The following is a 14,525-nucleotide window of genomic DNA, read 5'->3' as shown; positions in this document are numbered from 1 at the left end:
GGAAAAAGCACTTGGGGGCACTGCGTCTCCTAGCCTACCGGCCTTTGGCATGGCCTCTTCGTGCGAAAGCGCCTTTGGGCCACGGCAAGGTGGCCACGATGATGGCGGCGAGCGTCAGTACCGTACCCAGCACCGTGGGCAAGGCGACCACGGCGCCGGGACTGGGGATCACGACGTCGAGCAGCAACGATCCCACCAGCTGACCGGCAATCATGCCCAAGCCGGTGATCAGCACGCCGAGGCTGCGGACCAGGAGGGCCGCCAGCCCGATGAAGAGGCAGCCCATGGGCCCGCCGAGGTAGTACCACCACTCCGAGGGAAGCGGATTGCCCGGGCCGGCGACGGCAAGCTTAATGAGCCATGCGATCCAGAGGATGGCTGACCCGGCAATGAAGTTGACCAGCGTGGCTGCAATCGGCGTCCCGTAGTGAACGGTGGCCGTTCCATTCATGGCTTGTTGGAAGCTCATGAAGAATCCGGCAGCAAGTGGCAGCAGGACGGGCAACACGAGGGAGGCGATATCGGCGTCGCCGCCGAACCGGGGCGAAACTGCCCAGGCGACGGCGGCAACGGTCAGGACGCTGCCCAGGACCCGCACTCCCGTGATGGCACGTTTCCCTCCCGGTCCGATGCCCATCCGGTCCACCAGCAATCCGCTCAATGTCTGCCCCGTCACCGCGGCAACAGTGAAGAGCGCTACCCCCAGCAGGGCGACGGTGAACGACTGGGCAAACACGAACAATGCACCGATGGCACCGGCCATGACGTAGAAGCGTGGAAAGCTGCGGTTCCGGACGGCGGGGATAATGCGCTGGAGGCCGGCCCTGCCTTTGGGTGTTGCAAAGGAAATTGCACTGATGAGCAGGAGTCCTGTGGTGAAGCTCACCACGGCGGCGGCAATGCCGTCCTCGAGCCTGGCGCCAAGTGCCCCGTTGATCCTTCCTTGGAGCGGGATGACCAAGCCTGTTGCGACTGCAATGGGGAGGCCAAGGGCGAGCGGAAGGACAGGACGGGGAGAAGGCTGCGGCACCGTCCCCACACTACTTCAGGCATCATTACTGTATGAGCAATCCGGAAATCGAAGAGATCCCCATCCGCGACGACATGATCCGCCTTGGCCAACTGCTGAAGCTTGCCAACCTCGTGGAAGACGGTGTCGAAGCCACGGAGCTCATCAAGAACGGCTTGGTCAAAGTCAACGACGAGATCGATGACCGCCGTGGCCGCCAACTCCACGTGGGCGATACCGTGACCGTCAACGGCCAGACTGTGCGGATCACCGCCGCCTGACGCACCGGGATTTTGTACAGATAACGCCCTCAAGAACGGCTCTTGGGGGCGTTATCTGTACAAAAACTCAATCGGTGAGGACTTTGTGGGTCAGGAATTCACCCACGTGCCCGATCTCCTGCTGGTTGATGCCGTGCCACATCCCGGTGTAGAGCACCTTGGTGAGGTCTACGTGCTTTCGCACCCAGCCCATGGTGTATTCGATCTTGTCCTGGGTAATGACCGGATCCTGCTGGTCCCGGCCCCAGAACATGGGCATCGAGCCATCCAGTTCGTGGTCCCGGAAGGCGGCGTCAGCGCCGGCGTCGATCACAAAACCTGAAAGTCCGACGACGGCAGCAAAGTCCGCGGGACGGTAGCGGACCATGGTGGTAGCCATCGCCATGCCCATGGAGAAGCCAAGCAAGGTCACCGATGAGTGGTTGGCTTTGACCGTGTCCAGCCACCCCAGCGCGTATTCCGCGGCAAGCTTCACGGCGTCCAGCGAGTAGTCGATGGACGCTGTGAGGGGGAACCACGTGAAGCCCGGCCCCATGGGCATCGGCGCCCGGAGTGCCGCCACCACGAAGCCGTCAGGCAACAGCCCGGCCAGGCTGAAGAGGTCCTCCTCGTTGGAACCGTAGCCGTGCAGCAGGACCAGGAGTGGCTTGCCGGCACGCTCGGCTTCGTCGTGGGACCACAGGACAACGGGCGCGGGGAATGCGGGGGCTTCAGTCATGGTTCCATTCTTACAGTTACCCGGAAGTAACAACCTACGGTGGCGTAGGTTGTCAGTGACGAGGCAGGATATGAGCGTGAGTGAGAACAATCCTTTGTTGAAGCCGGGCGAACCTGTTCAAAAACACCCTTGGAGCCGTTACGTGGCCCTGGGTGATTCGTTCACTGAAGGGATCGGCGATCCCGAACCCGCGAACCCCGGCGGCTACCGCGGCTGGGCCGATCGCGTCGCTGAGGAGCTTGGCCGGGGGCACGGGGATTTCGCGTATGCCAACCTCGCCATCAGGGGCCGGCTCCTGCAGCAGATTCTGGACGAACAGGTTGGTCCCTGCCTGGAGTTGCAGCCGGACCTGGTGTCCATCTCGGCCGGCGGCAACGATCTCATCCGGCCTGGCGGCGACCCCGATCTGCTGGCTGAAAAACTCGACGTCGCGGTGGGCGAGCTGAGCTCCGGCGGCGCCGCTGTGGTGTTGTTCAACGGCCCGGACACGGCCGCCTCCGTCCTGGGACGCATTCGCGGCAAGGTGGCTATCTACAACGAGAACCTCCGTACCGTAGCGGCACGCCACGACGCCGTGGTGGCCGACATGTGGTCGCTACGGCAGTTGGCTGATCCGCAAATGTGGGATGTCGACCGCCTGCATTTCTCCCCGTTGGGCCACCACACCATCGCAACCATGGTCCTGGAGGCACTGAACGTAGAACATACACTCGAGCCCCTGATGCCCAAACCATTACCCCCACGTACATGGCGCGAGGCCCGCTCTTCCGACCTCGTCTGGGCGCGCGAGTACTTCGTCCCATGGGTCATCCGAAGGCTGCGACACCAATCTTCAGGCGACGGCATCAGTCCAAAGCGTCCGACGCCGGGACCCGTCTTCGGTTCCAGCGGCACCCTCTTGCCGCGCCGTTAGGGTGACGGCAATGCTTGTCGAGGACCGCAGTGACGGCTGACGAGACCCGCATGGCGGAGAATGTTCGGCGACTGCGCCTGCGAAGGCAACAGTTACGGGCTCCGCTTGCCCGGAATGCCGGAGAGGTGGTCCGCAACCTCCTGGCCGTCCAGTCGCAGGAGTTCCCCTACGCGCGATGGTCGCTGGCACAAAGGACGGCCGGCAGCACCTCCACCGAGGTGGAGCAGGCTGTAGCAGACGGAACGATCCTGCGGACGCATATCCTCCGGCCCACCTGGCATTTTGTGCACCGGGACGATCTCGGCTGGTTGATGGGGCTCTCGGCGGATCGGCTTCATCAGGGAAACAAGGGCATGTACCGCCAGACGGGTGTGGATGAGGAATCAGCGGCATTGAGTGGCCGTATCCTCGGTGAGGCCGTGGCGGACGGCGCCCATAAGACCCGCGAAGAGTTGGCTGAAGTACTGGGGCAAGCCGGCTTCCCCAGCAAGGGACTGGGGTTTATCTACCATCTGATGCACGCGGAAATCAGCTGCACCCTGGTGAGCGGCGCCCCCGTCCGCTCCGCCGGTGGCGCCCTGAAACAGACGTATGCACTGTTCCAGGAACGAGTGCCGGGTTTCGTTGGTACGTCCTCACTGACCGGGGACGCCCGCGAGCGCGCCTTGGGGCAACTGGCACTGAGGTACTTCAGCAGCCGCGGGCCGGCCACCATCAAAGACTGTTCCGTGTGGTCCGGTCTGACCATGAAAGATGTGAAGCTGGGCCTGCACGTGGCTGACGACCTGTCTCCCGGCAGCCTCGCGTCGGTGTCCTTTGACGGTCTCGGTTTTTACCTGGCCGCAGAGGAGGCGGAGGCCCTCTCGAGCGGTAGCGATTCTTCGCCTGCCGGGGAGTCCGGGCTCCCCCGCGTCGACCTCATTCAGTGTTACGACGAATACGTCATGGGCTACTCGCAGTCCCGGCATTACCTGGGCGGGACTGCTCCATATTTCCCCGAGGACAACGGACCCCTGCACGTGGTCCTGCTGGACGGCAGACTGGCCGGTTGGTGGCGTCATGGCTTCTCCGGCGGGGCTTGTGAGTTGGACGTGCGCATGAACCGGCCGGCAACGCCGGAGCAGCAGGCCGCACTTGAGGCCGAGGCGGAGCGCTACGGCCGGTTCCTGGGAATGGACACCAAGCTGGTGTGACGTCGCCGAGTCGATTTCAGCAGCAGGGCTAAGCTGGGAGAAGACCTAGGAGGCCTGCACTGTGAACAATCTGATCTTCTGGATCATCGTCTGCTCGTGGCTGATCCCACTCGGGATCCGTATGTACAACCGCTCCCGGGCGCGTCGGATCCAGCATGGCGACTTCCGCGGCCCCGGGTACCCGCAGCAGAACCTGCCGGGTCCGGGCTATCCCCCACAGAACTTCCCGCAACAGAATTACCCCGGCTACCCATCCGAGCCGGTCGTCGTCCGCCCCGCGGATGCGCCACCGCAGGCCGGGCCGCCGTCGAGCCCTTCATCCCCTGCGCCGTTCCCGGCATCCAGCGGCTCCGAGCCACAGGGCTACCGGGCACGGAAGCTGTCAGAACTGGACGCGAAGTTCAGCAACGGCGAGATCGCCATGGAGGACTACATGAAGCAGCGCGCCGACATCATGAACGGTTGAGCCGTTTGATACGTCCGGAGGCTTAGGCGAAGAACGCCTGGCGAAGTTGGCTTGAAAGCTGCCCGATTTCGGTGAGGAACCCGTCGTGGCCAATGGGTGCCTCAATGACCTGTACCGGCACGTCGCCCGGGAGCGCAGCAGCCAATTCACGCGATTGCGCCGGGAAGTAGAGCCTGTCGCTGTCCACTGCCGCTACGAAAAACTCAGCTCTGGTCCGCGACAACGCCGCTTCCAGCGAGCCGCGGCCACGCGTGACGTCATGGGACATCAGGGCCTCGGTGATGGCGATATAGCTGTTGGCATCAAAACGGCGCACCAGCTTTGTCCCTTGGTGGTCCAAATAGCTTTCCACCTGGTAGCGGCCACGCTCCCCCAACACCGCGGCAGCAAGCGGTGTCTCCTGGTGCTGGGCTTGCCGGCCAAAGCGGAAATCCAGCTCCAGTGCCGAGCGGTAGGTGATGTGGGCGATGCGCCGGGCCAGCGCCAGACCGTGCTCGGGCGCAGAGCCGCCGTAGTAGTCGCCGTTGTTGAAGTTCGGGTCCTGCCTGATCGCCAAAGTCTGGGCTTGCGCGAAGGCAATCTGCTCGGCCGTGCTGTAGGCGCCCACCGAGATGACGGCGCAGCGTTTGACGCGGTCCGGGAATGTCACGGCCCACTCGAGTGCCCGGGCGCCGCCCATCGAACCGCCCAACACAGCATGCCAGGCATCGATACCCAGGGCATCAGCCAGTCGCGCTTCGGCCTCCGTGCTGTCGCGCAGGGTGATCAACGGGAAACGTGAGCCCCAGGGCTTGCCGTCCGGCGCTTCCGACGATGGTCCGGTACTCCCATAGCAGCCACCCACGATGTTGATGGAGATGACGAAGAACTTGTCGGTGTCGATGGTGGCACCAGGCCCCACCAGCTGCTCCCACCAGCCTTCTTCGTCAGTGGCTCCACGGGCGACATGCGTGCTGCCCGTGAGCGCATGCTCGATGAGCACGGCGTTGGACGCGTCCGCGTTCAGCCGGCCCCAGGTTTCATACGCCAGGACAACGTCCGGAAGGAGTCCGCCGGCTTCAAGTTCCAGCGGTCCGATCCCGGCATACTTGACGGTTCCGTCTTCTTCTCCGGATTTTGGAAGGGCTGTAGCAGTAATGGTCATTCCTTTGACACCTATCCTCGCGCTTGCCCGTCGCCTTGCGTGCGAACAGGCCAGGTCTTCACCCGGGGCACCCCACCGCGGAGGAGGGTTGCCGGCCAGCAAGCCGGGGCTGTGTGCTGGCACTCATGACCTAATACGAAGAGTCTAGGAAATGCAGGGCGGTTCTGGCGAAGAATGTGACAACAGTGTGACGGTTTGGGCCAGCTTCATTCACGAAGAAGCACCCGGAAGTGCCGCCCGGCGAATAATCGTCGGCGCGGGCGGCGTTCCCGGCGGAGGTGATGAGCCCGGGCGTCAGGCGCCCTTGGCAGCCCTGAATCCGGCTTCGAGGTCGGCGATGATGTCATCCACGTGCTCAATGCCTACGGACAAACGGACCAGGCCGGGATTGACGCCGGCAGCGACCTGCTGTTCCACCGTCAGCTGGCTGTGCGTGGTGGACGCCGGGTGGATGACCAGGGAACGGACGTCGCCAATGTTGGCGACATGGGAGTGCAGTTCCAATCCGTCCACGAAGCGCTTGCCGGCGTCCACGCCGCCCTTGATGTTGAACGCAACAATTGCGCCGGTGCCCTTGGGGCCATACTTTCGGCCGCGGTCGTACCACGGGCTGGACGGCAGGCCCGCATAGGCCACCGATTCGACGTCGTCGTGGCTTTCAAGCCACTGGGCAACCTTGGTGGCGTTCGCTACGTGGCGTTCCACGCGCAGGCTCAACGTCTCCAGGCCCTGGGCAATGAGGAAGGCATTGAACGGGGACACAGCCGAGCCAAGGTCGCGAAGCAACTGGACGCGGGCCTTCAGGATGTAGGAAAGGTTGGCACCCAGCGCGCCGTCCTTGCCCAAGTCCCGGGCGTAGACGAGCCCGTTGTAGCTCGGGTCCGGCGTGTTGAAGCCAGGGAAACGCTCCGGGTCCTTGCCGAAGTCGAAGTTGCCGGAGTCCACGATCACTCCGGCGATTGCGGAGCCATGGCCACCCAGGTACTTTGTTGCGGAATGGACCACGATGTCCGCGCCCCACTCGATGGGTCGGATGAGGTACGGCGTGGACAGGGTGTTGTCGACGATCAGGGGCACACCGGCCTCATGTGCCGTACGGGCGATGCCTTCGATATCCAGCACATCCTGGCGGGGGTTGGAAACCACTTCGCCGAAGAACAGCTTGGTGTTCGGCTGGACAGCGTCACGCCATTGGTCCAGGTTGTCAGGATCCTCGACGAACGTGACCGAGATGCCAAACTTCTTCAGCGTGTGCGCCAGCAGGTTGTAGGTACCGCCATACAGGCTGGGGCTCGCTACGATGTGGTCCCCGGCCTCGGCGATATTCAGGATGGCGAATGTCTCGGCAGCCTGGCCGGAGCTGAGCAAGAGTGCACCCAGTCCGCCTTCAAGGCTCGCAACCCGCTGCTCCACGGCATCCTGCGTCGGGTTGCCGATCCGGGTATAGATGGGTGCGAGTTCGGCCAGGGCAAAGCGGTTGGCAGCACTTTCGGCGCTGGGGAACACGAAGGACGTGGTCTGGTAGATCGGCAGCGACCGCGCGCCTGTGGCGGAGTCGGGCTCCTGGCCTGCGTGGATCTGGCGGGTTTCGAAAGACCATCCTTGGGACATGGAGTTCTCCTCTTCATAACGCATGGGTTTGGCGGGAATGTGGTGCGGTGTGAGCTGGGGCCAGTCTAGGAACTGTCCGGAGGCTAGGACAGCTTTGTGACGCCGGTGGAATCTTTCGGTCTTTTCGCGTCCCTCCATGACGCCCACCGTCACGGTTTATACACATCCCACCTTAGTTAGGCTTGACTTAGCTGAGACCCCGATCACAAAGTGCCAAGATGAAGCCATGCGCATGGATCACGTCTCTTACGCCTGTGAACGAGATGGCCTTTTGGCCACTACCGAACGAATTTCCGCGGCATTGGGAGTGGACGCTGTCCGGGGCGGAGTGCACCCGCGCTTCGGTACCCGGAACATGATCATTCCCCTTGCGGATAACAAGTACCTTGAAGTGGTGGAGGTCCTGGACCACCCTGCTTCAGACAAAGCACCATTTGGCCAAGCAGTTCGTGCACGCTCAGCTGCCGGAGGAGGGTGGATGGGCTGGTGCGTCGCTGTTGAGGACCTCGCCCCGTTCGAAGACCGGCTTGGCCGCTCCGCTGTTCCGGGCAACCGCAAGTTCCCGGACGGCCGCGAACTGGTGTGGCAGCAAATCGGAATCCTCGGTTTGATCGCCGATCCCCAGGTCCCGTACCTGCTCAAGTGGGAGGGCGACCCGGCACTGCACCCGTCCAGGATTTACGAGAGCGACGTCAAGATGTCCAGCCTCACCATTGCAGGCTCGGCCGAACGCGTCACCGAGTGGTTGGGCGAGCCGGTGGAAAAGCCGCTTGAGGACGTTGCGGTCCAGTGGATGGCCCCGCACGGGACCCCCGGCATCCTGGCCGTCACCTTCGAAACCGCCTCCGGGGCCGTCACCATCTGACAGCCCCCTCCATCCGGGCCAGTCCCGGGACCGGTCAACCATGTCCGGTAAAACTTCGGCCGCCATCAGCGGGTGCCAAGGACGTCACCCACCGATGGCGGCCGGATAATTTTAAGGCCCTATCCCAAGCCAACCGCCTTACCGAACAGGCTGAAGCCAACAAACGCCACGATATCGAGCAAGGCGTGGGCAATCACCAACGGCATCACCCGCTTGGTTTTGGTGTAGATCCACGCGAACACCAGCCCCATGACCACATTGCCGATGAACGGCCCGAAGCCCTGGTACAGGTGGTAGCTGCCCCGCAGGACGGCACTGACAACGATGGCTACCGGCATGCTCCAGCCGAACTTGCCGAAGCGGTCCATGAGGTAGCCCACCACGATCACTTCTTCGACGATTGCGTGCCGGATGGCCGAGAGGACCAGCACCGGCACGGTCCACCAGTAGGCGTCCAGCCCGCTGGGCACGATGGCCGTGGTGATTCCGAGGGCCCGCCCGGCCGCGTAAAGACCCAGCGATGGAATACCGATAGCCGCCGCCAGTCCCAAACCCTGAATCAGGTCTTTCCCGGGGCGGGCAAAATTGAAGCCAAGCCGGGCGAAGGCCGAACCGCTCTCACCATCCCGGTTCGCCTGGATATGCATGGACAGGAAATAGAACACCAGGGCCACCGGCACCAGGGCGAAGATGATGTCCAGCAGTTGGTACGTAAGGTCGAAGTACTCCCGGGTGCTTTGGGACCTGTTCAGGGTTGAGGTGGCGTCGGCCAACGGTGCCCGCGTCATCTTGTCCAGCAATTGCACCACGGAGTAGACGGCCGACTGGCCCAGGGATAGGCCCAGCACAATAAGTACTTCGGCGCGCAGCCGGCGGCGGGAAGCAAGGAACATGTACCTATCTTGCCCGCAGTTCCTGCCACTTTGCCGGGAACCACGCACCTATGCTTGGTGGGATGGGCGCCCCAGCGAGAATCTTCATGATCCGGCACGGACAGTCGGCCGCGAATGCCGACACGACCATCTACAACCGTGTGCCGGATTATCGGATCCCCCTGACTGAGATGGGGGTGGAGCAGGCCCGGATTGCCGGCGAAGCACTTCGCCGGAAACTCGATGGCGAGCAGGTCTGCGTCTACGTATCGCCGTATTTGCGGGCCTACCAAACCCTGGAAGCGATGAAACTCGGACCTCTGATCGAGCGCGTGATCGAGGAACCCCGGCTGCGGGAACAGGACTGGGCCAACTTCCAAATTGCCGGGGAAATCGAAGATCAAAAGGAGCTGCGCAACCTGTACGGCCATTTCTTCTACCGGTTCCGCGAGGGTGAGTCCGGCTCTGACGTGTACGACCGCGTGTCATCGTTCATGGAGACGCTCTACCGCCACTGGCAAAAGCCCAGCTATGCCCCGAACGCACTCCTGGTGACGCACGGACTGACCATGCGCCTGTTTTGCATGCGCTGGTTCCACTGGACAGTTGAGTACTTCGAGTCGCTCAACAACCCGGACAACGCCGAGTTGCGCACACTGATCAAGAACGACGACGGGCAGTACAGTTTGGATTTGCCGTTCAGCCAGTGGGTGCCCAGGGATGTTGACGACTCAGTGCTTCACGCACCGAGGATGCGGTTCTAGCAGGTACCCTAGCTGGCGGCCGCGACGATGACTTCGGTGCCCTTGGCTTCGAAGGCGGCTTTGTCCTCGGCGCTGATGCCGGAATCGGTGATGAGGTGCCTGAAGTCGTAGCCGGCCATGGCGGCGAAGGAACGGCGGCCTACCTTGGAAGAGTCCGCCACAACGTAGGATTCAGTGGCCCGGCGTGCCATCACCGTGTTGACCATGGCTTCGCCTTCGTCGGTGATGGTGGGGCCGAGGTCCGGGTCCACGCCGTTGACGCCAATGAACGCGATGTCCAAAGCAACTTTCTGCATGATGACATCGGTGTAGGGGCCCACGAGTTCGTAGGAGCGCGGGTTCAGGATGCCGCCGGTGACCATGATCTTGATGTTGGGACGCACTGCCAGCTGCGAGGCAATGTTGATGGCATTGGTCACCACGGTCAGGGTGGGCGTGTGGGACGGAGCGTTGAGGTCCTCACGGGTGGAAAGGAGCTGTGCCAGCGCTGTGTTGGTGGTTCCACCGCTGAGCCCAATCACAGCACCGGGCCGGATCAAGGCAGACGCTGCCAGGGCGATTTCCTGTTTGGCCACAGCGTGATCGTCACGGTTGTACCGGCCCGGAAGGTCGTAGGCCACTGATCCAGTGGTGGCGCCACCCCGGGTCCGGCTGAGCAACCGCTGCTTGGCGAGGCTATCCAGGTCTCGTCGTGCCGTGGCTGGTGACACGCCAAGACGCGTCACGATGTCCTCGACTTCCACATGGCCGGACTCGGCCAGGAGATCGAGGATGGCGGTCAGCCGATCGGTGCGGGTCATGACGAGCCTTTCGCGGGTTCCTGCTATTTCGCTTTGGCGAACAGCGTCAGCATACGTGCGGACTCCAGCACCAGGGCTTCCCGGCCGGCCTTGATATACTTCCGGGAATCTACCACTGCAGGGTTGGCATCGAGGTACTCACGGACGGCGCGGGTGAAGAACCCGTTCAAATGTGTGGATACGTTGATTTTAGTCATACCCGCGCCGATAGCGGCTACGAGCACCTCGTCTGTGACGCCTGAGGAGCCGTGAAGGACCAGCGGTTTTCCGACGGCGGACTTCAGCCGTGTGATCAAGTGCAGGTCCAGAGCGGCGCTTCGCTCGGTCATGGCGTGGGATGAACCCACAGCCACAGCCAGCGCGTCCACTCCTGTTGCCTCAACGAATGCCTTGGCCTCGGCGGGGTCCGTCCGGACGCCCGGGGCGTGGGCGCCGTCCTTGCCTCCCACCTTTCCCAGTTCGGCCTCCACATAGACACCACGCTCGTGGGCGTACTTGGCTACGCGCTGGGTGACTTCGACGTTCCATTCGTAGGGAAGATGCGCGCCGTCGTACATGACCGAACCGAACCCGAGATCCACTGCGGCGAGCGCCAGGTCTTCGGACTCGGCGTGGTCCAGGTGAAGCGAAACGGGCACAGCGGCCGAACGGGCGATCGCCAGTGCGGCTGAGGCGATGGGCTCGAGCCCGCCATGGTATTTGGCGCAGTTCTCGGAGATCTGCAGAATCAGCGGAACACCGGCCGCTTCGGCTCCAGCCACCAGCCCTTCGGCCGTTTCGATGTGGATGATGTTAAACGCGCCTTGGCCCGTGCCGGAGGCGGCGGCCCTGTCCATGAGTTCCCGCGTGTTGACCAGGGTCACCGGGTCTCCTTCCATGTCACGATCAGTTGGTCTTGAAGTTCCTGGTACCGCGGCGAGATTTCGCCCGCCGCGGGCATGAGTACGGCCGCGGCCGACCAAGCGGTGGCACGGCGAAGTATTTCGCGGGGTTCGGTAATGCCTTCGGCGAGTGCGACGGCGGCAGCCGCCACACCGGCGTCGCCCGCTCCTGTGGGGTTGCCGCTGAGCGCCTCGGGCAAGCGGGCGCTCCAGTAACCACCAGGGGCTGCGTGGTCGAAGGCGAGCATCCCGTCCGCACCTGCACTGACAAGCACGGTGCGGGCACCCATGTCGATCAGTGAGAGGGCCGCCGCTTCAAGGCTGGACTCCCCGGTGGCCTCTGCGAGTTCGTGGTGGTTGGGCTTGAGGACGTCGGCTCCAGCTTTTGCTGCCGCGATGATTCCGGGACCGGAAGTGTCGATGATGGCGGGGATGCCGGCGTCGTGGGCCAACCGGACCAGTTCCGGATAGAAGTCCGCGGGGGCGCCAGGGGGCAGGCTTCCGGAACCGACCAGGACGGAGGCCGGCAGGTTGCGGTTTCCGCTCACGGCCTCAACCACCGCAATCCGGAGCGATCGCCAGTCATCCGGCAGCAGGGCTTGGCCCTCCTCATTGAAGATGGACGTCTCCCCCGCGATGGTATCGACGAGTGCGATGCTGCGGCGGGTCTCGGCGGCGACCCCCACCAGGGTGTGCGGCACTCCACTCGTCCAGAGTTCAGCAGCGAGGGTTTGGCCCGCCGCCCCACCCGTGGGTGCAATGGCAAGGACGGGGTAGCCGAGCTGGTGCGTAACGCGGGCTACATTGATCCCTTTGCCGCCCGCCCGGCTCAAGGGCGTGGGGACGCGGTGGCTGGCGCCCTCGGTGATCCCCTGCACGGTGTAGGTCATGTCAATGGCCGGGTTGGGCGTGACGGTAATGATGCGGTTCACAGCAGCGCGTTTCACTGGGTGCCTCCCAAGAGTGCCCTGGCATTCAAGGCCGCACCGAGCAAGCCTGCATCTTGACCCAGCTCAGCACGGATGAGTTGGGGACGCCGCTGGAAATCGAGGATCTGGTCCACCCGGACGCGGAGGGGCTCCAGGAGTTCATCCCCGGCTTCAGCCAGGCCTCCGCCGATAACCACTGCCTCGGTACCGATGATGTTGACGCACTGGCAGATGGTGAAAGCGAGGGCATCCACGGCATCAGCCCAGATACGGGCTGCCAGTTCGTCGCCCGAATTTGCCCTGAGCAGGACGCCACGGGCGCCATTCACCCTGTTCCCCGACGCCCGGTGATAGCGCTTGGCGATGGCCCCGGCGGAACCTACGGCTTCCAGGATGGTGGAGTTGGCGGTTCCGGCGGCGGCATCAGGGTCCGGCACCTGGGCATGGCCGAGCTCGCCGGCGAAACCGCCCGCTGTGACAGCCTTCCCACCTGAGAACACTGCCGCTGCGATTCCAGTTCCCACCACCATCACCACGACGTCGTTGAACTCTTTCGAGCCACCAATGCTGTGTTCCACCGCAGCAGCGGAGCGGACATCGTGATCGAACGCCACCGGGATTCCCAGGCGCTTCTCGGCCTCGGCAGTGAACGGGAAATCACGCCATCCCAGGTTGGCGGAGTAGACGCCAACTCCGGCAGCAGAGTCCACGATGCCCGGAACGATGATGCCGGCGGCGCGGGCCGGTGAGCCCGGGAACTCGGACGCCAACTCCGCAGCAAGCTCGGCGAGCCGGTCGAGGACCGCCTCGCCCGGCCTCGCCGAATCCAACGGCGTGGGGACCCGGCGCATGCCCAGAACGGTCCCCCGGGCATCCACCAGACCAGCTTTGATGTCCGTCCCGCCAACGTCGAATGAAAGGACAGGTGATTCTGCGGCTCCGAGAACCATGATCGGGTGCCTAGGCGGAGGCGTCGAGAATGACGGAACGCGTCAGGTTGCGGGGCAGGTCCGGATTCAGTCCGCGGACGCGCGCACGCTCCAGGGTTACCTTGTGGACCCGTGCCAGTTCAGCCAGCGGATGCTTGTCCGTGTGGATGTAGAGGGCGCCGGTGACTGCCATGTCGTTGTCCAAGCCTTCAGGCTGGGTTCCGAACAACCAGGTGACGCGGCCAGGTGCAGCAATGGAAATGGGACCGTGGCGGTACTCCATCGCGGGGTAGGACTCGGTCCAGCCCTGGACGGCCTCGCGCATTTTCAGGCCGGCCTCGTGAGCCAGGCCCACCGTCCAGCCGGTGCCCAGGAAAGTGAATTGTTCGGCGTCCAGCAGTTCCTGGGAGACCGGAGCGCTGACGGCGTCCCGGGCGTCCTCGATTGCTTGCTGCACATCGATTCCGAGACTGGTCAGCATGTAGACCAATGCCGTGGTGGCGAAGCGGGTCTGCACCACGGAACGCTCATCCGCGTAGGGCAGTCCAATCACGGCGTCTGCCAACGGGACGATCGGCGAGGAGGTGTCGCCGATGATCGCCACCGTGGGGACGATCCCCTGAAGCTCAGCCAGGATCTCAAGAACCTCAGTGGTGGTTCCTGACCGCGTAATGGCCACAACGGCGTCGTACTGGCGATCGGCACTGTTGTTGTTCAGGAAAGCCTCGGACGCCGCGAACGCGTCCGTGACGCCCTTACCCGCGGATTCGCGGGCTGCAGCGTAGCTCTGCGCCATGAACCAGGACGTCCCGCAGCCGATGACGGCGATGCGCTTGCCATCGGCGGGAAGCAGTTGCTCGGAACGTGCTTGCTCGACGGCGCGCTGCCAGACTTCGGGCTGGGAGGCCAGCTCTTCGTCCATGAAGGCACCCAGTGTGTTCTCGCTCATCGTTTGTTTCGCTCCCGCTCAGCTTAATGACGTTTTCTGATCTATAGAAACACTAAACGATCATTTTCGATCTCACAAGGATCATCCGCATGCGAAGACCGCTCATTAACTGCGGGTGGCTGAGCTGGTCGCATAACCATGGAAAGCGTGTGCCGACATGTGCTTTTAAGTTAAGTGACTGTTAACTCTTGTCAACTTCTG

At 63.4% G+C, this 14,525-nt stretch carries 16 protein-coding genes and 1 riboswitch; of the genes, 6 read left to right on the top strand and 10 right to left on the bottom strand.

Going from position 1 to position 14,525, the window contains the following annotated elements; all coding sequences use genetic code 11:
* Positions 1 to 34 precede the first annotated feature (34 nt).
* Positions 35 to 1,039 carry a DMT family transporter gene (locus J3D46_RS12305; RefSeq protein WP_253467483.1) on the bottom strand — a complete coding sequence of 335 codons (1,005 nt, stop codon included), beginning with the start codon at positions 1,037 to 1,039 and terminating at the stop codon, positions 35 to 37.
* 23 nt (positions 1,040 to 1,062) lie between these two features.
* Between J3D46_RS12305 and J3D46_RS12300 the strand changes: the two genes are divergently transcribed.
* A complete protein-coding gene (locus J3D46_RS12300; protein WP_231341041.1) occupies positions 1,063 to 1,290 on the top strand; it encodes an RNA-binding S4 domain-containing protein in 228 nt (75 codons plus the stop codon).
* Between the two features lie 67 nt (positions 1,291 to 1,357).
* On the opposite strand, the gene J3D46_RS12295 is transcribed toward J3D46_RS12300, so the two are convergent.
* Positions 1,358 to 2,008 carry an alpha/beta hydrolase gene (locus tag J3D46_RS12295; RefSeq protein WP_231341040.1) on the bottom strand — a complete coding sequence of 217 codons (651 nt, stop codon included), beginning with the start codon at positions 2,006 to 2,008 and terminating at the stop codon, positions 1,358 to 1,360.
* Between the two features lie 70 nt (positions 2,009 to 2,078).
* Here J3D46_RS12295 and J3D46_RS12290 point away from each other — a divergent pair, with 70 nt between their 5' ends.
* From J3D46_RS12290 to J3D46_RS12280, 3 genes are all read left to right on the top strand, one after another.
* A complete protein-coding gene (locus J3D46_RS12290) occupies positions 2,079 to 2,921 on the top strand; it encodes an SGNH/GDSL hydrolase family protein (protein WP_253467480.1) in 843 nt (280 codons plus the stop codon).
* Between the two features lie 50 nt (positions 2,922 to 2,971).
* Positions 2,972 to 4,114, top strand: coding sequence for a winged helix DNA-binding domain-containing protein (locus tag J3D46_RS12285; RefSeq protein WP_253469215.1), 1,143 nt, complete (start codon positions 2,972 to 2,974; stop codon positions 4,112 to 4,114).
* A gap of 61 nt (positions 4,115 to 4,175) precedes the next feature.
* Positions 4,176 to 4,580, top strand: coding sequence for a DUF2076 domain-containing protein (locus J3D46_RS12280; RefSeq protein WP_253467477.1), 405 nt, complete (start codon positions 4,176 to 4,178; stop codon positions 4,578 to 4,580).
* A 22-nt stretch (positions 4,581 to 4,602) separates the two neighbouring features.
* Here J3D46_RS12280 and J3D46_RS12275 read toward each other — a convergent pair whose 3' ends face one another.
* Complete coding sequence (locus J3D46_RS12275; protein ID WP_253467474.1) at positions 4,603 to 5,724, bottom strand: homoserine O-acetyltransferase; 1,122 nt, start codon at positions 5,722 to 5,724, stop codon at positions 4,603 to 4,605.
* Positions 5,725 to 5,738: 14 nt separating this feature from the next.
* Positions 5,739 to 5,855: riboswitch (SAM riboswitch) on the bottom strand.
* A gap of 163 nt (positions 5,856 to 6,018) precedes the next feature.
* Positions 6,019 to 7,359, bottom strand: coding sequence for a bifunctional o-acetylhomoserine/o-acetylserine sulfhydrylase (locus tag J3D46_RS12270; RefSeq protein ID WP_256491246.1), 1,341 nt, complete (start codon positions 7,357 to 7,359; stop codon positions 6,019 to 6,021).
* A gap of 202 nt (positions 7,360 to 7,561) precedes the next feature.
* Here J3D46_RS12270 and J3D46_RS12265 point away from each other — a divergent pair, with 202 nt between their 5' ends.
* Positions 7,562 to 8,200 carry a VOC family protein gene (locus tag J3D46_RS12265; RefSeq protein ID WP_231341035.1) on the top strand — a complete coding sequence of 213 codons (639 nt, stop codon included), beginning with the start codon at positions 7,562 to 7,564 and terminating at the stop codon, positions 8,198 to 8,200.
* Between the two features lie 119 nt (positions 8,201 to 8,319).
* Here J3D46_RS12265 and J3D46_RS12260 read toward each other — a convergent pair whose 3' ends face one another.
* Positions 8,320 to 9,093, bottom strand: a complete 774-nt coding sequence (locus tag J3D46_RS12260; protein ID WP_253467471.1) for a CPBP family intramembrane glutamic endopeptidase — start codon at positions 9,091 to 9,093, stop codon at positions 8,320 to 8,322.
* A gap of 62 nt (positions 9,094 to 9,155) precedes the next feature.
* Here J3D46_RS12260 and J3D46_RS12255 point away from each other — a divergent pair, with 62 nt between their 5' ends.
* Positions 9,156 to 9,836 (top strand): histidine phosphatase family protein, encoded by a 681-nt coding sequence (locus J3D46_RS12255; protein ID WP_253467468.1) that lies wholly within the window; start codon positions 9,156 to 9,158, stop codon positions 9,834 to 9,836.
* Positions 9,837 to 9,844: 8 nt separating this feature from the next.
* Here J3D46_RS12255 and J3D46_RS12250 read toward each other — a convergent pair whose 3' ends face one another.
* The 5 genes from J3D46_RS12250 to J3D46_RS12230 are packed head-to-tail and all read right to left on the bottom strand — an operon-like array spanning position 9,845 to position 14,324.
* On the bottom strand, positions 9,845 to 10,636 hold the full coding sequence (locus tag J3D46_RS12250; RefSeq protein ID WP_231341032.1) for a DeoR/GlpR family DNA-binding transcription regulator: 792 nt from the start codon (positions 10,634 to 10,636) through the stop codon (positions 9,845 to 9,847).
* A gap of 23 nt (positions 10,637 to 10,659) precedes the next feature.
* Positions 10,660 to 11,514 (bottom strand): class II fructose-bisphosphate aldolase, encoded by an 855-nt coding sequence (locus J3D46_RS12245; RefSeq protein ID WP_231341031.1) that lies wholly within the window; start codon positions 11,512 to 11,514, stop codon positions 10,660 to 10,662.
* A complete protein-coding gene (locus J3D46_RS12240) occupies positions 11,496 to 12,464 on the bottom strand; it encodes a 1-phosphofructokinase family hexose kinase (RefSeq protein ID WP_253467465.1) in 969 nt (322 codons plus the stop codon). Before J3D46_RS12240 ends, J3D46_RS12245 begins: the two co-directional genes overlap by 19 nt.
* Positions 12,461 to 13,396 carry an ROK family protein gene (locus tag J3D46_RS12235; RefSeq protein WP_231341029.1) on the bottom strand — a complete coding sequence of 312 codons (936 nt, stop codon included), beginning with the start codon at positions 13,394 to 13,396 and terminating at the stop codon, positions 12,461 to 12,463. The genes J3D46_RS12240 and J3D46_RS12235 overlap by 4 nt, the downstream gene beginning before the upstream one ends.
* 10 nt (positions 13,397 to 13,406) lie before the next feature.
* A complete protein-coding gene (locus tag J3D46_RS12230) occupies positions 13,407 to 14,324 on the bottom strand; it encodes an SIS domain-containing protein (protein ID WP_231341028.1) in 918 nt (305 codons plus the stop codon).
* Positions 14,325 to 14,525: the final 201 nt, after the last annotated feature.

The organism is Paenarthrobacter sp. A20 (genome assembly GCF_024168825.1).
Taxonomy (GTDB): Bacteria; Actinomycetota; Actinomycetes; order Actinomycetales; family Micrococcaceae; genus Arthrobacter.
Note: the sequence above shows the minus strand (reverse complement) of the source record. Positions and strands in the feature narration are given on the sequence as shown.